Annotated in this window: 18 protein-coding genes and 1 tRNA gene; 4 read left to right on the forward strand and 15 right to left on the reverse strand. The window is 44.1% G+C overall.

Features of this window, described 5'->3' with window-relative positions:
* Window position 1: 1 nt before the first annotated feature.
* Genes BMZ56_RS23955 through BMZ56_RS23975 form a run of 5 tightly spaced genes read right to left on the reverse strand, consistent with a single transcriptional unit; the run spans window position 2 to window position 5,581 of the window.
* Entirely contained in the window at window positions 2-802 is an 801-nt protein-coding gene (locus BMZ56_RS23955) for a heme ABC transporter ATP-binding protein (protein ID WP_090632020.1), read from the reverse strand.
* 47 nt (window positions 803-849) lie between these two features.
* Window positions 850-1,899 carry a FecCD family ABC transporter permease gene (locus BMZ56_RS23960; protein ID WP_090632024.1) on the reverse strand — a complete coding sequence of 350 codons (1,050 nt, stop codon included), beginning with the start codon at window positions 1,897-1,899 and terminating at the stop codon, window positions 850-852.
* A complete protein-coding gene (locus BMZ56_RS23965) occupies window positions 1,896-2,762 on the reverse strand; it encodes a heme/hemin ABC transporter substrate-binding protein (protein WP_090632026.1) in 867 nt (288 codons plus the stop codon). Before BMZ56_RS23965 ends, BMZ56_RS23960 begins: the two co-directional genes overlap by 4 nt.
* A gap of 44 nt (window positions 2,763-2,806) precedes the next feature.
* A complete protein-coding gene (locus BMZ56_RS23970; protein WP_090632028.1) occupies window positions 2,807-3,463 on the reverse strand; it encodes an HmuY family protein in 657 nt (218 codons plus the stop codon).
* 30 nt (window positions 3,464-3,493) lie between these two features.
* Complete coding sequence (locus BMZ56_RS23975) at window positions 3,494-5,581, reverse strand: TonB-dependent receptor plug domain-containing protein (protein WP_090632030.1); 2,088 nt, start codon at window positions 5,579-5,581, stop codon at window positions 3,494-3,496.
* A 124-nt stretch (window positions 5,582-5,705) separates the two neighbouring features.
* Between BMZ56_RS23975 and BMZ56_RS23980 the strand changes: the two genes are divergently transcribed.
* A complete protein-coding gene (locus BMZ56_RS23980) occupies window positions 5,706-6,440 on the forward strand; it encodes a copper homeostasis protein CutC (protein ID WP_090632033.1) in 735 nt (244 codons plus the stop codon).
* Between the two features lie 36 nt (window positions 6,441-6,476).
* Here the strand turns inward: BMZ56_RS23980 and BMZ56_RS23985 are convergent, their stop codons facing one another.
* On the reverse strand, window positions 6,477-6,659 hold the full coding sequence (locus BMZ56_RS23985; RefSeq protein WP_090632035.1) for a spore protein: 183 nt from the start codon (window positions 6,657-6,659) through the stop codon (window positions 6,477-6,479).
* 25 nt (window positions 6,660-6,684) lie between these two features.
* Window positions 6,685-6,755 (reverse strand) — tRNA-Cys (locus BMZ56_RS23990).
* A gap of 250 nt (window positions 6,756-7,005) precedes the next feature.
* Here BMZ56_RS23990 and BMZ56_RS23995 point away from each other — a divergent pair.
* Window positions 7,006-7,644 (forward strand): outer membrane beta-barrel protein, encoded by a 639-nt coding sequence (locus BMZ56_RS23995; RefSeq protein WP_090632038.1) that lies wholly within the window; start codon window positions 7,006-7,008, stop codon window positions 7,642-7,644.
* 67 nt (window positions 7,645-7,711) lie between these two features.
* On the opposite strand, the gene rpsJ is transcribed toward BMZ56_RS23995, so the two are convergent.
* From rpsJ to BMZ56_RS24040, 8 genes are all read right to left on the reverse strand, one after another.
* Window positions 7,712-8,017, reverse strand: coding sequence for a 30S ribosomal protein S10 (rpsJ, locus tag BMZ56_RS24000; RefSeq protein ID WP_090632042.1), 306 nt, complete (start codon window positions 8,015-8,017; stop codon window positions 7,712-7,714).
* Between the two features lie 69 nt (window positions 8,018-8,086).
* Entirely contained in the window at window positions 8,087-10,201 is a 2,115-nt protein-coding gene (gene fusA, locus BMZ56_RS24005) for an elongation factor G (RefSeq protein ID WP_090632044.1), read from the reverse strand.
* 100 nt (window positions 10,202-10,301) lie between these two features.
* The gene (gene rpsG, locus BMZ56_RS24010) at window positions 10,302-10,769 is read right to left on the reverse strand and encodes a 30S ribosomal protein S7 (protein WP_090632047.1); all 468 of its coding nucleotides are present in this window, start codon (window positions 10,767-10,769) and stop codon (window positions 10,302-10,304) included.
* Window positions 10,770-10,788: 19 nt separating this feature from the next.
* Window positions 10,789-11,202 carry a 30S ribosomal protein S12 gene (gene rpsL / locus BMZ56_RS24015; protein WP_090632050.1) on the reverse strand — a complete coding sequence of 138 codons (414 nt, stop codon included), beginning with the start codon at window positions 11,200-11,202 and terminating at the stop codon, window positions 10,789-10,791.
* 98 nt (window positions 11,203-11,300) lie between these two features.
* Window positions 11,301-11,996 carry a hypothetical protein gene (locus BMZ56_RS24020; protein ID WP_090632052.1) on the reverse strand — a complete coding sequence of 232 codons (696 nt, stop codon included), beginning with the start codon at window positions 11,994-11,996 and terminating at the stop codon, window positions 11,301-11,303.
* A gap of 296 nt (window positions 11,997-12,292) precedes the next feature.
* Window positions 12,293-12,658 (reverse strand): helix-turn-helix domain-containing protein, encoded by a 366-nt coding sequence (locus BMZ56_RS24030; RefSeq protein WP_090632057.1) that lies wholly within the window; start codon window positions 12,656-12,658, stop codon window positions 12,293-12,295.
* Between the two features lie 168 nt (window positions 12,659-12,826).
* Complete coding sequence (locus BMZ56_RS24035) at window positions 12,827-13,354, reverse strand: hypothetical protein (protein WP_090632060.1); 528 nt, start codon at window positions 13,352-13,354, stop codon at window positions 12,827-12,829.
* 3 nt (window positions 13,355-13,357) lie between these two features.
* Complete coding sequence (locus BMZ56_RS24040; protein ID WP_090632062.1) at window positions 13,358-14,137, reverse strand: XRE family transcriptional regulator; 780 nt, start codon at window positions 14,135-14,137, stop codon at window positions 13,358-13,360.
* A 64-nt stretch (window positions 14,138-14,201) separates the two neighbouring features.
* Between BMZ56_RS24040 and BMZ56_RS24045 the strand changes: the two genes are divergently transcribed.
* Both BMZ56_RS24045 and BMZ56_RS24050 read left to right on the forward strand, forming a co-directional pair.
* Window positions 14,202-14,468 (forward strand): hypothetical protein, encoded by a 267-nt coding sequence (locus BMZ56_RS24045; RefSeq protein ID WP_104443739.1) that lies wholly within the window; start codon window positions 14,202-14,204, stop codon window positions 14,466-14,468.
* A gap of 386 nt (window positions 14,469-14,854) precedes the next feature.
* The gene (locus BMZ56_RS24050) at window positions 14,855-15,871 is read left to right on the forward strand and encodes a recombinase RecT (RefSeq protein WP_177195293.1); all 1,017 of its coding nucleotides are present in this window, start codon (window positions 14,855-14,857) and stop codon (window positions 15,869-15,871) included.
* The last annotated feature ends 13 nt before the right edge of the window (window positions 15,872-15,884 follow it).

Consider the following 15,884-nt stretch of genomic DNA (forward strand, 5'->3'; position numbering starts at 1 on the left):
TTTATTTAATTGTTGTTTGTTCGGATAAAGCCATCGACGGGATGACCAAAGGACACTTAAACTCCTCATCATGAAATAACCGTACCTGGATGTTAAACGCTTCGTGGATATTTTCGCTGGTTACGACCTCTCGTGGCACACCGAAGGCGATGCGTTTCCCTTTTTTTAAGATCATGACTTTATCTGCATAGCGCGAAGCGAAATTAATGTCGTGGAGAATGCTGACCACACAATAACCGCGATTGGCCAGTCCCCGGGCCAACGATAGAATTTGTTGCTGGTAAAGTAAATCCAGTCCATTGGTGGGCTCGTCCAGGAAAAGCAAACCTTTTGGCTGACCATAGATCTGCGCAATGACACGGGCCAGTTGAACCCGCTGTTGTTCACCCCCTGATAGGGTGTTGTAATCCCGGTTGGCAAAGCCGGTTATGCCGGTCTCTTCCATCACGGTTTTGACAATCTGTACGTCTTCTTCCCCGGGCTTGTTGACAAAATGTGGGTATCGGCCCATCATAACCAATTCGTGTACTTTGAAAGAGACGGATAGGGTATTAATCTGTGCCAAAACAGCCCGGAATTTAGCGAGAACATCGAGCTTGTACGTTTCTATGGGCTGTTCACGTAGGTAGATCTTCCCTTCGGTTGGTGCAATCTCTTTGCACAATAATTTGAGCAGGGTGCTTTTTCCGGCACCATTCGCCCCGATAATTGCCAGTAGTTCGCCTGGCTGTACATCAAAACTTACATTTTCAATCAGTTTTAGAGGTCCAACCGAATAGTGTATGTTTCTGACTTCAATCATGTTGCGTTCATATATAATGTATGAAAAGTGATATAAAATTAATTGTTTTAAAAAATGCCGCCACGTTTTCGTCGTTCAATCAGGATGATATAAATGAATACCGGTGCCCCGATGATCGCAGTGAGTATACCAATGGGCAGTTCAGCCGGAGCGAATATGGTACGTGCGACTAAATCGGCAAGTACGAGAACGGAAGCTCCTAAGAGAGCAGATCCGGGAATAACCAACCGATGATCCGCCGAAAATGCCATCCGGAGAATATGCGGTATAACCAAGCCAACAAAACCAATCATACCGGATACCGCAACCGAGGCGCCAACTCCCAGCGTTGCCATGACAATAATCAATCTCTTTAGCACGTTTACATTGATGCCTATGTGCCCGGCCTGTGATTCACCCAATGCAAGCGCATTCAGCGACTTGCTGAAAAAGGGCAACACAACTAGCGTGATGCTAACAAACGGCAAAATACCGGTGAGGGTTTTCCAACTAGCGCCCCCCAAACTGCCAAGCGTCCAGAAAGTGATGTTGCGTAACTGCTCATCCGTAGCCATGTAAGTCAGCAATCCCGTAAATGAACCCGCCAGCGCGTTAATCGCAATACCAGCTAGCAACAGTGTGGTGATATCTGCCTTGCCATTGCCTACGGCTAAACGGTATACAGCAAATGTCGTAATACAGGCGCCAATAAATGCTGCGATGGCTAAGGCATGGTAGCCTAATGTCATAGTTAGGAAACTAACGTATCGTTGTTCCAAAACGATTACCATAACGGCAAACAGGGAAGCGCCAGAGGAAATACCGATCAGCCCGGGTTCTGCCAACGGATTCCGGAACAGACCCTGCAATGCGGAGCCTGCAATGGCTAACGTGCCACCTACAGCTGCTCCCAAAAGAACACGTGGCAGCCGGATGTTAAGCAATACGGCTTCCTGTTGGGAAGTGAAATTGACAGATGTATTTAATCCGCAGCGGTGGGCTATAATGGACCCTAACTCCGAAGCACTTATTTTGACGGCACCCACACATACCGACAATGCGCATGCTGCGATCAACAAAACGAGCAGTACCGTAAGTATAAGGGTGTAGCTTTTCAATGTATTTTCTTCGCTAGCTCAATAATTGCTTTCCCCAAACGTGGACCGAATCCGGTAAGAAATTGGCCATCCATCTCCACCACTTTTTGGTTTTTTCCCGCATTTGTCTCAGCGATGCCCTGAACTTGCAGCAATCCGTCAATGCCACCGAGACTGGATAGGCCGCTGTCAAACAATAGGATCACATCTGGATTGGCGGCAATCACGGCTTCGGATGTCAACGGTTTGAAATCCTCAAATCCTTGCACGGCATTTACGCCGCCGGCTAATTTGATTATTTCGTCCAGTTGTGTCCGTTGACCAGCCACCATCATCGTACCCGTGCCGCGGGCATAGATAAACAGGACTTTAGGTTTGCCCTGCGCTTGGGCAGTGATGGAATCTGCACGTGCTAAATCTGCTTCCAGTGCCCTGAGAAGCGAATCTCCCTTTGAAACTTGTCCGAGGCTATCGGCTACCGCCCGGATTAACTGTTTGGCACCTGCTTCCGAATATTCATGGTGGAACAGCATAAAGCGGGTCCCAGCCGCCCGGATTTGTTCGGCCACTTGAGGTTTTACCACATCGGAAATTCCGATAACCAAATCTGGTCCTAGTCCTAATACGCCTTCGGTAGAAATATCCCGGTTATGTCCGATTTTGGGTTTCTGTTGAAGGCTGGCAGGATAGGTGCTGGCTACGTCCACCCCAACAATGTTATCTTCGAAACCTAACCCGACCAAGATCTCGGAAAGCGTCCCATTTGTGGAAACAATTTTTGTAGAGTCGGATAAACCGGCCTCAGAAATAGTGGAGACATTGCAGGACTGGAAGGTCAAGAACAGTAAGCCGAATACGACGGTAAAGATAAGTTGCTTATTCATTCGTTAATACATGTGTTGTTTTTTGCTTGATTCCGTATGAAATGTTACTTCAGATTTGTGCTTCCATCGGGTTGGACGACGTAGCGAAAGGTATATACTTTGCTGTCCGGCCGATTCATAAAGTCCTTGAATGCTTCCGCAGATGTATCTGGATTGCCTCTGTAGTAGCTGATAAGTTCAATTTTCGCATATTTATCGTCATGTGTTTTCAGTACAAGGATTTTTCCCGGGATAGGGAGGATGGCATGCTGAGGATCTGTAGTGGCTGTATAATTGTACCAAGTACCGCTACCTGCCATATTTTCTGTCGAAAAACCTGTGCTTGGGGCTGTCACATAGTTGTCAAATATCCCTTCTACAAGTTGTGCTTCAGCGCCATTTCCGAAAGATAACGTAGTGCCATCAAACTTGATATCCCATGTGGTACTTGTTGAATCAACTTCTTTACCTGCGGAAAAATCAAAGTAAGCCCGGATCGGCACAAGAACTTCATCTCCGTTTTCGTTTGTAATGGGATTGCCACTGTCGTCCAAGAGTACCCGGGTTTTGCTGCCGTCTAGGTCCTCAACCGTTTTGACTTCCAATTCGGGTGTGACGTTATTGTCACCATCATCTTTGCTGCACGAAGACAGCGAAAGCGTGAAGAATACCATGATGAATGCGAGTGTGACGGCGTTTGCTTGGGTGAATGTTGTTTTCATTTTACTATGGATTATGAGTATACTGATAAATTATTTGTTGAAGCGGTAAGACAACCCACCGTATACCAAACGGCCCGGTAGGTAACTGATATATTCATTATTAGTGAATCCTAAGATGTTGTCGGTAGTGAATTGAATTCGTAACGTATTGTTAAATAATGATTTGTATATGGATCCATTAACTAATGAGTAGCCTTTTACGAATTCGTTGTCCAGGTTGACGATGCCGTTTCCATCGACATCACGGACCCCATATCTTCCCCGGTAATTCCACCGCAACGATAAGCGGATTCCGGTGCGTGTCTCATAGTAAGAAATCCGTGCATTGGCCATGTATTTTGATCGGTTAAGCAATCCACCGTATTCGCTTTTTTTCACCGTTACCGTCCGTCCGGTCTCCGGATCACGCGCATAAGCGCGGCCTTCTTTGACCATGTTCCATTCATCCACATCTTTAGCTTCCAGGTATTGGATTCCACCGCCGACTTCCAGTGTGTTAGAAAGTAGATAGGTAATATCAGCCTCTCCGCCTTGGGTGAATACAGCATTACGGTTGAAATAAGAGAATACCGATTGGCCATTGGTTTTGGTGGCTATGCTGGCAGTTGAAATGAGATTATCCACGTCATTCCTAAAAATATTCACGTTGGCAATCAGTTTGTCGGCAGGGTGCATACGTACACCGACATTATAGGCCCATGAGCTTTCCGAATTTAGGCTTGACAAGGTGGAAGGATCGATCAGCACTTCGCTGATTTGTCCTTCGTCCTGCAGTCGCTGGAGATTTTCTTGAAGATCTTCATAACCAAATACACTGTAACCTGCAACCGCGTTTGTAAAATTCAGGTAAAGCTGTCGGAAGTCTGGAGCCTTGTATCCGCGACTTGCCGAAACAAGCAACGTGAACTTCTTGTTTAATTGATAACTTGCAGCTAGCTTGGGACTAAATTGTGATCTATAAACATTATGCATGTCATAACGGCCACCAGCTATGATGTTAAGCCTGTTCAATAGCGTCCAGTCTGCCTGGATATAGCCATAACCTGAATTGAAACTCATTTTATCGTCATAGCGTGTGGCTTCTACCGTCTCATGTTGATAGCCAATACCCGCTGTAACAACAATATCCGGCCTGATCTCGTAGTCGTGTTGAAATTCCCCACGTGTAAAACCCTGATCAAAATAGGTTTCGTCATACAATTCCTTTGTGTCTTCATAACTGATGGAAGACTCCGTACGATACGTAGCACGATAAAAGCGCAACATAGAAGTATGAGCCTCTGAAAATCGGTGTGTAATGCTGGGAAAAATGCTGAAATCGCGCTGGAGCCCTTTGCCGGATACAACTCGATTTTCCACCCCATATCGATCATCTTGGGAATTGGCATAATAACGCAGCGATACATTAACATTCGTCTTATCTGAAAATTTGTACCCTGCTTTTCCCGTAGCTGTATAAGCGGCAAACGGGGCTACCGTTTGAAAACCAGATTCAGGCATTAGGCTGTATCCTGCATTGCTGAATCGATTGGCAAAACCGGAAATGGTAAGTTTGTCTGTACGATAGGATCCATCGGCACTGACGTCTGTAGATTGGTTGGTGCCATAACGTGTCGATATTCCAGCAAATACTCCCTTTGGCGGAGTTTTGGTGATAATATTAATCACGCCTGCCATCGCCTCACTTCCGTAAAGAGAAGACGAAGGGCCTTTCACAATTTCAATGCGATCGATATTAGCCATAGTGATACGAGACAATTCCAATGTCCCGGATGTACGTCCGATAACAGGTTCCCCATCGATTAATATCAGGGTATATTGTGCATCAAATCCTTGCATCTGTACGCCCGTACCATGGTCGCCTACTAACGCAAGACCGGTTTGTTCTGCTAAAATTTCATTAAGCCTAACCATACCGCGATTTTGAATCTCACGGGAGGAAACGGTGGTAATAGGTATGGGTAATTCTTCGATTTTTTTATCGGTACGGGTAGCTGTAATAACTACTTCATCTAGTGGATTGTTTTTCAAGGTATCCGATTCGGAAACTACTTCCTGTGCTGTTAACGATGAGCTCCACAGTATCAATAAATAGACAAGGGCTAGCTTTCTGCTCATTATTTAGAATATTTATAAATAACGCCACAAACATATACCTTATTGAGACTAATTACAAATAATATTCAACTTTTTTTGTCTAGCTGTTTTGTTACCTTTGACCATAATATAAATTCCGAACCGGATGAATGCTTATTATCAACTGGAAATTTGTGCCAATTCCGTAACATCGGCTTTAGCAGCACAGGAAGGGGGAGCCCACCGTGTGGAATTCTGTCAAAATCTGGAAATGGGCGGGACAACACCGTCGCCTGGTAAGATCCGAATTGCACGCGAACGGCTGACGATTGGTATGCATGTGCTAATCCGGCCGAGGGCGGGTGATTTTTTATATACACATACCGAGCTTGAGGAGATGAAAGCAGATATCTTGTTTTGCAAAGAAGCAAATTGCGATGGGATAGTGATCGGCTTGTTGGATGTGGATGGCCGTGTGGATAGGAAGCGGTTGACGGAATTGGTTACATTAGCCCATCCCATGCATGTAACATTTCATCGTGCATTTGATGTTTGCAGGGAACCTTTTGAAGCGCTGGAAGCTATCATTGCATGTGGCTGTAAACGGTTGCTTACATCTGGTATGAAAGATACCGCTTGGGAAGGGACAGGACTGATCAAAGAATTAGTTGAACGAGCGGACGGACGGATTGAAATCATGCCTGGTTCAGGCATCAATGAAACGAATTTGGCGGCTATTGCACAGGTAACCGGTGCTTCTGATTTCCATACGTCAGCTAAGATTATCCTCAATAGCAAAATGAACCATCAAAATAAGGCCGTAAATGGGATGGGAAATGAAGTATGGGAATCTTCCAAAGAAAAAATCCGCCAGTTGGCGGATATATTGAAGAATCTATAAAATGCGAGTGGCACTTGTTCGTAATCGAACAGGTGGTTATTTTTTAATTTCAGCTTCAAGTTTAGCCAATACCTCGTTGTTTTTAACGATCTGGCTGCCAGCGGGCATTTTTGAACGGCTACCCGTTTCAAGGTTACGGCCAAGTTTCAAAAATTGCACTTCAGTTTTTGCTACAACCTTATTTCTTCTGTCTTTTCTTTTTAAGCGTGTAACTCCCATTTTCTTTATCTTTTGATGTTAAACGAGGTCGGAAGCGGATTCGAACCGCTGTAAAAGGTTTTGCAGACCTCTGCCTAGCCACTCGGCCACCCGACCCTTTTTCTAAAGGAATGCAAAGCTAATATAAATTATTGATAATTGGAAGTAGAAGATCGGTTAATTGTGTGTGTTAGGATAATTTGTGTGTTTTAGGGCGAGTGTATAATAATGCATACACTTTGAGATTGCATATTTTTTGTTTTTAACTTGCTTGTATTCAATTTGTTGTTTGTTTGGGAGACGGTATGGCGCATATCTTGTATCCTATTCTATGGTTTTAAATAGTATAAAATGAAGGAGAATTAATATGAAAAAGTTAGCATTAGCAATAATAGCAGTCGGTGTTTCAGTGGGCGCTTTCGCTCAGGGACAGCCGATGGGATTCGGTATCAAAGCGGGTGTGAATTTCCCGAAGTACAATTTTGCAGGGGATAACGCATCGTATCAAACCAATAATTCAACTAATTTCCATGTAACGGCCTTTTTGGATGCACCTATTTCAACGGATTGGTTTTCTATTCAACCTGGGGTATCGTTGCAGGGAAAAGGTGCGGAATTGGCAAGCAATGAATTTGGTACGGTGACACAAAACACAATGTGGATTGAAGTACCCGTAAATCTGGTGGCGAAATTCCCGGTACAGCAAGCAGGGCACTTTTTCCTTGGTGCTGGCCCTTATGTAGCTTTCGGTATATCGGGTAAAAATAAATACGATTCAGACTGGGGATCCACAGAGACTGAGTTTGAGTTTGACCGAGATGGCACGATAAAAGGAACCGATTTCGGCCTTAATTTTATCGGAGGATTCCAAATGGCCAATGGGCTGATGATTCATGGTGGTTACGGCATGGGACTTACTGACATTCGTGGATCGAACAACGACTTTTTTCCGGAAGACCGGCTGACCAATCGGGTTTGGACGGTTGGATTGGGATTTGCGCTGTAACAAAAGATAGATTAAATGAAGAAAGGCTCGCCAGATGGCGAGCCTTTCTTCATTTAATCTGAAATCATCACACTTTGATTTCCACTTCTACACCGCTGGGCAATTCAAGCTTCATCAATGCGTCCACTGTTTTCGAATTGGAACTGTAGATGTCCAATAACCTTTTGTAGGCGCAGAGTTGGAACTGCTCACGGGCTTTTTTGTTCACGTGTGGTGAGCGCAAAACCGTGTACACTTTCTTCTCGGTGGGTAAGGGAATGGGGCCGCTTACCACAGCACCTGTAGGTTTTACAGTTTTAACAATTTTCTCGGCAGATTTGTCTACCAAGTTGTAATCGTACGATTTCAATTTGATTCTGATTCGTTGGCTCATGATATTTGTTTGAAGGTTAAAGCCGGCACGTTAGAGCTATTTACAACGGCCAGCCAATTGTTATAATTATTAAGCGTTTACTTTACCTTTTGCCTTGGCAATCACTTCCTCTTGTACATTCTTTGGTGCTTCGGCATAATGATCAAATTCCATGGTAGAAGTAGCCCGTCCGGAAGTGATGGTACGTAGTTGTGTTACATATCCAAACATTTCTGAAAGCGGTACAAGGGCTTTAATCACCTGCGATCCAGCGCGTGTATCGATGCCTTGCAACTGGCCACGACGTCGGTTCAGGTCGCCCATTACATCCCCCATGTTTTCTTCCGGTGTAAGCACCTCAATTTTCATGATGGGTTCCATCAAGACGGGCCTACATTTCGGAACTGCCTCGCGGAAGGCAGTGCGGGCTGCGATTTCAAAGGAAAGTGAATCCGAGTCGACCGCGTGGAATGAACCATCAATCAAACGCACCTTCATGCTTGACAGCGGATATCCTGCTAATACGCCATTAGCCAAAGAACCTTCGAAACCTTTCTGCACCGATGGTATATATTCTTTTGGAATAGCACCACCCACGATTTCGTTCACAAATTGCAATGGCGACTTAGCAACATCCCAATCGGCATCCACGGGTGATACAACAATCTGTATATCAGCAAATTTACCGCGCCCACCAGTTTGTTTCTTGTATACCTCGCGATGTTGTGTAGTACCGGTGATGGATTCCTTATAGGCTACCTGCGGAGCGCCTTGATTTACTTCTACTTTGAACTCACGTCTTAAACGGTCGATCAGAATATCAAGGTGCAATTCGCCCATGCCGGAAATAACGGTTTGACCGGTTTCTTCATCAGATTGCACACGGAATGTGGGGTCTTCTTCGGCCAATTTACCCAATGCGACACCCAATTTATCCACGTCCGCTTGGGTCTTCGGTTCGATGGCTAATCCAATCACCGGCTCGGGAAATACCATGGACTCCAATACGATGGGATTCTTTTCGTCACAAAGCGTATCTCCGGTCTTTATATCTTTAAAGCCTACGACAGCACCAATGTCTCCCGCTCCGATATTAGGAATGGGGTTTTGTTTATTGGCATGCATTTGGAAGATGCGGGAAATCCGCTCTTTGTTGTCCGAACGGCTGTTGTAGACATAAGAGCCTGCTTCAAGGTTGCCGGAGTATACACGGATAAAGCAGAGACGGCCTACAAATGGATCAGTTGCGATTTTGAATGCTAACGCAGCGAAAGGTTCCTTCACATCAGGTTTGCGGGAAATTTCTTCCTCTGTTCTAGGATTGGTTCCTTTTACGGCCTCCTGGTCCATCGGCGAGGGCAATAATTCCATCACAAAATCAAGCATGGTTTGTACCCCCTTGTTCTTGAAAGAAGAGCCGCATACCATGGGTACAATGGAGTTGTCGAGTACAGCTTTGCGCAATGCATCTAGTACTTCCCTTTCAGTAATCGAATTCGGGTCGTCGAAGAATTTCTCCATTAGAGACTCGTCGTAGCTAGCTACGGATTCCAGTAATTTTTCACGCCATTGAGCAACATCATCCAGCATGTCATCAGGAATAGGTACTTCGGTAAACGTCATACCCTTGTCTTCCTCGTTCCAAACAATACCCCGATTGTTAATCAAATCGACAACTCCTTTGAAATTGTCTTCAGCGCCGATAGGCAATTGAAGCGGAACAGCCTCCGATCCCAGCATTTCTTTCACTTGTTTGACTACAGCCAGAAAGTCAGCTCCGGAACGGTCCATCTTGTTAACGAAACCAATACGCGGTACTTTATAGTTGTCGGCCAAACGCCAGTTGGTTTCAGATTGCGGTTCTACACCGTCAACCGCCGAGAATAGGAAAACCAATCCATCCAGTACCCGAAGTGAGCGATTCACCTCTACCGTGAAATCCACGTGTCCAGGCGTATCGATAATGTTAACGTTATACTTGTTTCCGCGGTAATTCCAGAACACGGTGACCGCTGCCGAGGTAATGGTAATTCCGCGTTCCTGTTCCTGTGCCATCCAGTCGGTTGTCGCAGAACCTTCGTGCGTTTCACCGAGCTTGTGGTTTACACCGGCGTAATAGAGGATACGCTCGGTAGTCGTAGTTTTGCCGGCGTCAATGTGAGCGGCAATACCGATATTTCTTGTGTATTTTAAATCTCTTGACATGTTGCTAATACTGTTGATTCTTTAAAAAAACACACCGATTTGAAGGGAAGATTATCTGGTCCTTTAAATCGGTGTAATTTCATGGGCGATCTTGCCAAAATTAGAATCGGAAATGAGAGAATGCCTTGTTGGCTTCTGCCATACGGTGCGTATCTTCCTTCTTTTTCACGGCCGCACCTTCGCCTTTGGATGCCGAGATAATTTCAGCTGCCAATTTCTCATACATGGTTTTTTCGCCACGTTTGCGGGCAAAGTTAATCAACCATTTCATGCCTAAAGAGATTTTACGCTCGGGACGTACTTCCGTAGGCACCTGAAAATTCGCTCCACCTACACGACGGGATTTTACTTCGACGGCGGGCATCACGTTGTTGAGTGCTTTCTTCCAAGTGTCCAAGCCGTTTTCGCTGGTCCGCTTTTCAACCAGGTCCATCGACTTGTAGAAGATGGTATAGGCAAGTGATTTCTTTCCGTCAATCATCATGTTATTGACAAAACGCGTTACCTGAACATCGTTAAACTTCGGATCAGGTAAAATGATTCTTTTCTTTGGTTTTGACTTTCTCATCTTTTATCCTCCGTTTAACTTATTTCTTGCCCTTACCTTTTGCTGGAGCTGCCGCCTGTCCAGGTTTCGGGCGCTTAGTTCCATATTTAGAACGACGTTGGTTACGTCCAGTAACACCTGAAGTATCCAATGCACCACGGATGATGTGGTAACGTACACCGGGAAGGTCTTTTACCCGACCACCACGGATCAATACGATGGAGTGTTCTTGCAGGTTGTGGCCTTCACCGGGGATGTAAGCGTTCACCTCTTTCCCATTGGTAAGGCGTACACGTGCCACTTTACGCATTGCTGAGTTTGGTTTCTTAGGGGTAGTGGTGTACACGCGGGTGCACACGCCTCTTCGCTGTGGACAGCTGTCCAACGCTGGGGACTTACTCTTATCCTCCAGAGCTACTCTACCTTTTCTAACTAATTGTTGAATAGTAGGCATTTACAGTTTTTAATTTTTACTTTTATCCTAAACTTATTTTAAGGACGGCAAAGATAGATATATTATTTTTGATTATCAAGGAGTTCACTTCATCTTCTTTATGTTTTTTCGAGAATTACTTCAATGTTCGAATAATATAAAGTGGTTTTACCTTCATAGCCGGAATCTGTGCCTATGATAATCCATAATACACCCTGGTGATCGGTTACCGCAGAAAATTCACCGGTTCGCTCGATCAGCGTATACTCGTATTCATCTTTGCCGTTTGCGACGTTCCCAATCACGACCATATCATCGCCGTCAGTACAACATTGTTGGATTTTATCGATGTTCATCCGATAGAAGTTGTTCTCATCTGGCGACGAGGTTGGTTGATCAACGGTGAGCCCTACGCCTAAACCTACGGATTCGCCGGGAGCCCCGCCGGCTCCTACACCGCCACTTTTCGCATCGGACGCGATTCGTACTGTAAATCTCCCATGGTAGGTAACGCCGGGTTGAAGACCCTGTACCCGTTTAGTGAGATACATGAAAAGATCATCGCTGCGATTCATGCCGGAAATTCGATAGGCCGTTTTGGTTTCGTCCAACGGAGATGGCAAAATTGCGATTCCTTCCTCCAGTTCATAACTTTCTACGTTATCACCGTTGTACTCTGAAAATCCCGCCTGCCAGCCATCTTTACCATCGGAGAAGTCAGAATGAATCGTTGTAGGTTGGTCGTTCCCTTCTTCTTTTTTACAGGATACAAAAAATAGCAGACTCACCGCTGCACTGAAAAGCAACCGTAGCATAATCGTCCTCCTCTTATCAGTTTACTGTCTATAGGTAAACCGCTGGAATTCCGGATTGTTTACCATTTATTTGTTTTCTGGGATTGCTGTTTTTGGCTCTCTTCAGGCAAAGAGCCCTTAAAATAACAAAACCCGGCTGGAGCCGGGCTTCTTTTGGTTTGGTGGAGTCGGAGAGATTCGAACCCTCGTTCACCAACCAGTCTAATTGCTAATGTTTTGATTTCCTCTATGTTGGGTTTTTTGGCTGCGCCCATAAGATAGCTATTTTATATCGTTTTGTCCTGAAAATTGTCAGGTTATTTTGCATAGAAATCCCTGAAAATCTTCTTTAACGCCGTGTCTAGCTGCTCTATTTTGGTTTCATGGATTTTGATGGTGGTCCTGAGCTCATCGACAATATTAATCAATGAAGACTTATCTGGATTTTCTTTGTATTTGCGACTTCCTTTGCCGTGATAAAACCACTCATAGGACATGCCCAATTTAAGATGCAGCGTCTTGATATCCTTTATTTGGATGCGCCTGGAACCGTCCTCGAATTTCTGTACATGAGAGAATTTTCTGCCTATAATTTCGGCAATTTCCATGAGGGTAAGGTTTTCAGCTAATCTGAATTCCTTAAATCTTCGGGCCTCGGTGTTGATAATGCTTTCTTTTTCCACTTTAATTGTCTGTTTGTGATAATGCAGGTGTGATCTCTATTATCTCATCAGGGGTGATATAGGTGTTTTCAATCTCTTTGACTAGCTCCCTAGTCATATCTTCTTCGGTGACTTTGATATTGATTTCTGTCGTTACTATCGATAATGAAAACTTGGAGGCCTTGTTTGTCATTCCTTCGATTTTAACTTAATATCTATTTCCCTCATTTTGCTTACAAATCGATTGGTCAATTCATCTTTACGCTGTGAATACGAAAGCAAGGATCCTTTAGGAGATTTGGACATATCGATTAGATCGCTTGAAATAGTGTAACATTCCAATACGTCACTATATAATTGTTCGTAGTCTTTGGGAGGGCTTTTTAACGATACGACGGCTGAGTCTATTTTGTTTTGAACTTCGTTTATGGTGCTGAATATTCCAATGCTGTCAGCCTCATGCATTGCTAAGCGAAGGGCCTCATTAAAGTCGCTACCTATCCATTTTCCCTTATATGTTTTCTTTTCGATAGCTGTCCTCCAAATATCGGCGAAATGATTAATGCCAACGGTTGACATGTCGATGGAACTTGCCAGAAGGGAGACGCAACTTCGATATTTTGCGTCGTAATTACTGTTGTTGTTTGAGCAGCCGGCGGCTAGTAGGAAAACAAATGCCAGCAAGATAGGATAGATCGACTTTAGGTTAGCTTTCATAATTTATCTGTCTTGTGAAACTTTTACGATATTAAATATTTGGTGAACGTCGTCGAGATTGACTTCGAAATCTGGGTATAGCTCTTTGTTTGGGTTGATTGACCGCAGCGTTACCACACCGGTTTCGATATCGTGGGCGACCATACGTTTTACAAGGATGCCATCGGTTTTATGAACGATTACATAATCCGGGAATCGGTGCATATGCAATTTATAGCGCCAATGATGTTTTAGGATTTCTCTACCCGTTACTACGTTGCCATCGTAAATATTATCTCTCATCAGTTCAGGTTCGTTGGTTGTCATGCTATCTCCAACAACTTCGAAGGATTGGTAATTTCCCGAATGTCGTTTACTCACTATTATCGTATGTTTAGGTAGTTCTTCAATATATTGTGGGTCTTGGAATCCGGCTAGGTACCCGGCGTATGCGTATTCTTGCACTAATGGGGTGATCATTATCATCGTGCCATCCTTTAAGTCTAGAAACTTGGTTTTCGAGTTGTCAACATCCTCGATTGTATAGCTCTGACCCTTGGCTATCCCCGTATTTTTGTTCAGGTATTTTTCACCCTCGCCGCTTTCGAACCAATCAATATTTACGCCCAGGTGTTTGTATAGCCTAGCGGCCATCGTTTTAGGTACGTTTTTTTTACCTGATAAGATTTCAGACAAGTAGCTTTTTCCCAATTCGATCCTAGTTGCAAACTCGTTATCATCTTTCAGACCTAAATCTCTTATGACTTCGCGTAGTCGTAAAAGTTTTTGCGAATTATTTTCCAATTGAATTTCAATTAATTGCGAATTATTTTAAAATAAAGTTCTCAAAATCTTTGAAAGTTCTCAAATGAGAACTATATTTGTATTCATATTTGAGAACAAAATAACAAAAGATATGCCAACTATGGAAATTAAATTGCGTAACGATGTCGTTGAGAGGCTGAAACGCGATCAGCATCTGCGAACGAAATTGGCGTTGGAACTTCGCAGAAGCTATGCAACGATTCAACGATATGTGAACGATAACAGCGAATTGCTCACCACTGCGACCGCGTTGCGAATTATTTCAGAAGAATTAGGCATTGATAGATCAGACTTACTTGAAGAAGCGTAAACGTATGAGCAAGTCTGAATTGAAAAACATGTATGACCTCATATTCCGGTGGTGGAAAGACGAGGTAAGAGAAAACCGAGAGCTACTAACAAAATATGAGGCTTTAAAAGCGGAAAATATATCACTTAAAAAACAAATCCATGAGCAATCTAAGAATAGTTTACGTTAGGGGAGACGAACCTATTAGACCAAAAAACTCAAAATCGAAATTCAAGCAAGAGGTAGATGATTTCATCAAGCTCTTTGTTGAGGATCACAACCGGAAATTTCAGTCATGCAAGTCGTAAAATTCATGGGTAAGGTAGTGTTTTACTACGTCGTTATCCTTACGATTTTCTTGCTGCTGATGATGCTTTATGGCGAAATCGAATTTTAAATCAAATATCATGTCAAATCAATTATCTTTAACAAAACAACACATTACGAGCCTGTCACCGATGGATGTAGCATCGGATGAGACTATTGGCAAACACTTCGTGCAGAAGTTCAAAGCAATGTACCGCGTTCCCGAAAATCAGGCGGTTGCTTTCTACGAGCGTGAAAAAGATAACTTCATGAAACGCATCGAAGAAAATGAAAGCTTGCAGAAATGCACACCTATGTCCCTGTTCAAATGCTTTATGCAGGTTGGTGGATGGAAGCTGAGCCTTGACACCGGGAGCCAGCCCGATGTTTACATTATTCCAGGTAACAGAAAAGTCATTGTTGAAGATGAAAACGGCCGTAAGTCCGAGCAGTGGATTCAGGAAGCCGCGGTCCAGCCATCGCCATACGGCGAAAAGAAGATCCGGATCGAGACCGGACAAATCAAACACGTAGGTAGCCCTACGGTTGTATACGACTGCGATGACTACACCGAAATGCTGGGTACCGATGGTCGTATTCAAGTTCAATGGAAAAAAGGGCAACGCACTGAAAAATCACGTATTACCAATGGTTTTATCTTGCTTGAATATCCTGACGGTACCCGTGAGTTTAAAACTTTCGACCTTGAGGACATCGCATCATGGGAACGAGCCTCAACCAAAAAGAATAAGGGTAAAACCAATCTCCTTTACGGTTATGAATGGAAAGGGTCAGGAGATAACGCCAAAACCGTCAAAATAGAAGGAGGTCAAATTGACCGTAAATTCTTTGAAGGCAAAATACTAAAACATGCTTTCAAGCTTTTCCCGCGAGTTATCGCCACGCAGAATCTTCCCGAAGGATTTGTACCGAGTACCGAAGACGCCGTACGCCAAGGTTTCGATACATCCGAATTTACCGAGGATATCGAGCACACTGAAGTCATAGAAGAAGCTCCCGATGACTTCAAGCAGGAATTGCAAAACCAACAATCAGAAACGAAGAAAGAAGCGACTGTTGTCATTGAGAGTAGCGATCCTGACGAGCCTGAGTTTTAGATGAAAGTAATAC

The organism is Parapedobacter indicus, from assembly GCF_900113765.1.
Taxonomy (GTDB): Bacteria; Bacteroidota; Bacteroidia; order Sphingobacteriales; family Sphingobacteriaceae; genus Parapedobacter; species Parapedobacter indicus.

Bases quoted from the DNA above. Each gene is read 5' to 3' on its own strand.
- BMZ56_RS23955 (WP_090632020.1), bottom strand. From the start codon at position 802: ATGATTGAAGTCAGAAACATACACTATTCGGTTGGACCTCTAAAACTG.
- BMZ56_RS23965 (WP_090632026.1), bottom strand. From the start codon at position 2,762: ATGAATAAGCAACTTATCTTTACCGTCGTATTCGGCTTACTGTTCTTG.
- BMZ56_RS23970 (WP_090632028.1), bottom strand. From the start codon at position 3,463: ATGAAAACAACATTCACCCAAGCAAACGCCGTCACACTCGCATTCATC.
- BMZ56_RS23975 (WP_090632030.1), bottom strand. From the start codon at position 5,581: ATGAGCAGAAAGCTAGCCCTTGTCTATTTATTGATACTGTGGAGCTCA.
- BMZ56_RS23980 (WP_090632033.1), top strand. From the start codon at position 5,706: ATGAATGCTTATTATCAACTGGAAATTTGTGCCAATTCCGTAACATCG.
- BMZ56_RS23985 (WP_090632035.1), bottom strand. From the start codon at position 6,659: ATGGGAGTTACACGCTTAAAAAGAAAAGACAGAAGAAATAAGGTTGTA.
- BMZ56_RS23995 (WP_090632038.1), top strand. From the start codon at position 7,006: ATGAAAAAGTTAGCATTAGCAATAATAGCAGTCGGTGTTTCAGTGGGC.
- rpsJ (WP_090632042.1), bottom strand. From the start codon at position 8,017: ATGAGCCAACGAATCAGAATCAAATTGAAATCGTACGATTACAACTTG.
- fusA (WP_090632044.1), bottom strand. From the start codon at position 10,201: ATGTCAAGAGATTTAAAATACACAAGAAATATCGGTATTGCCGCTCAC.
- rpsG (WP_090632047.1), bottom strand. From the start codon at position 10,769: ATGAGAAAGTCAAAACCAAAGAAAAGAATCATTTTACCTGATCCGAAG.
- rpsL (WP_090632050.1), bottom strand. From the start codon at position 11,202: ATGCCTACTATTCAACAATTAGTTAGAAAAGGTAGAGTAGCTCTGGAG.
- BMZ56_RS24020 (WP_090632052.1), bottom strand. From the start codon at position 11,996: ATGCTACGGTTGCTTTTCAGTGCAGCGGTGAGTCTGCTATTTTTTGTA.
- BMZ56_RS24035 (WP_090632060.1), bottom strand. From the start codon at position 13,354: ATGAAAGCTAACCTAAAGTCGATCTATCCTATCTTGCTGGCATTTGTT.
- BMZ56_RS24045 (WP_104443739.1), top strand. From the start codon at position 14,202: ATGAGAACTATATTTGTATTCATATTTGAGAACAAAATAACAAAAGAT.
- BMZ56_RS24050 (WP_177195293.1), top strand. From the start codon at position 14,855: ATGTCAAATCAATTATCTTTAACAAAACAACACATTACGAGCCTGTCA.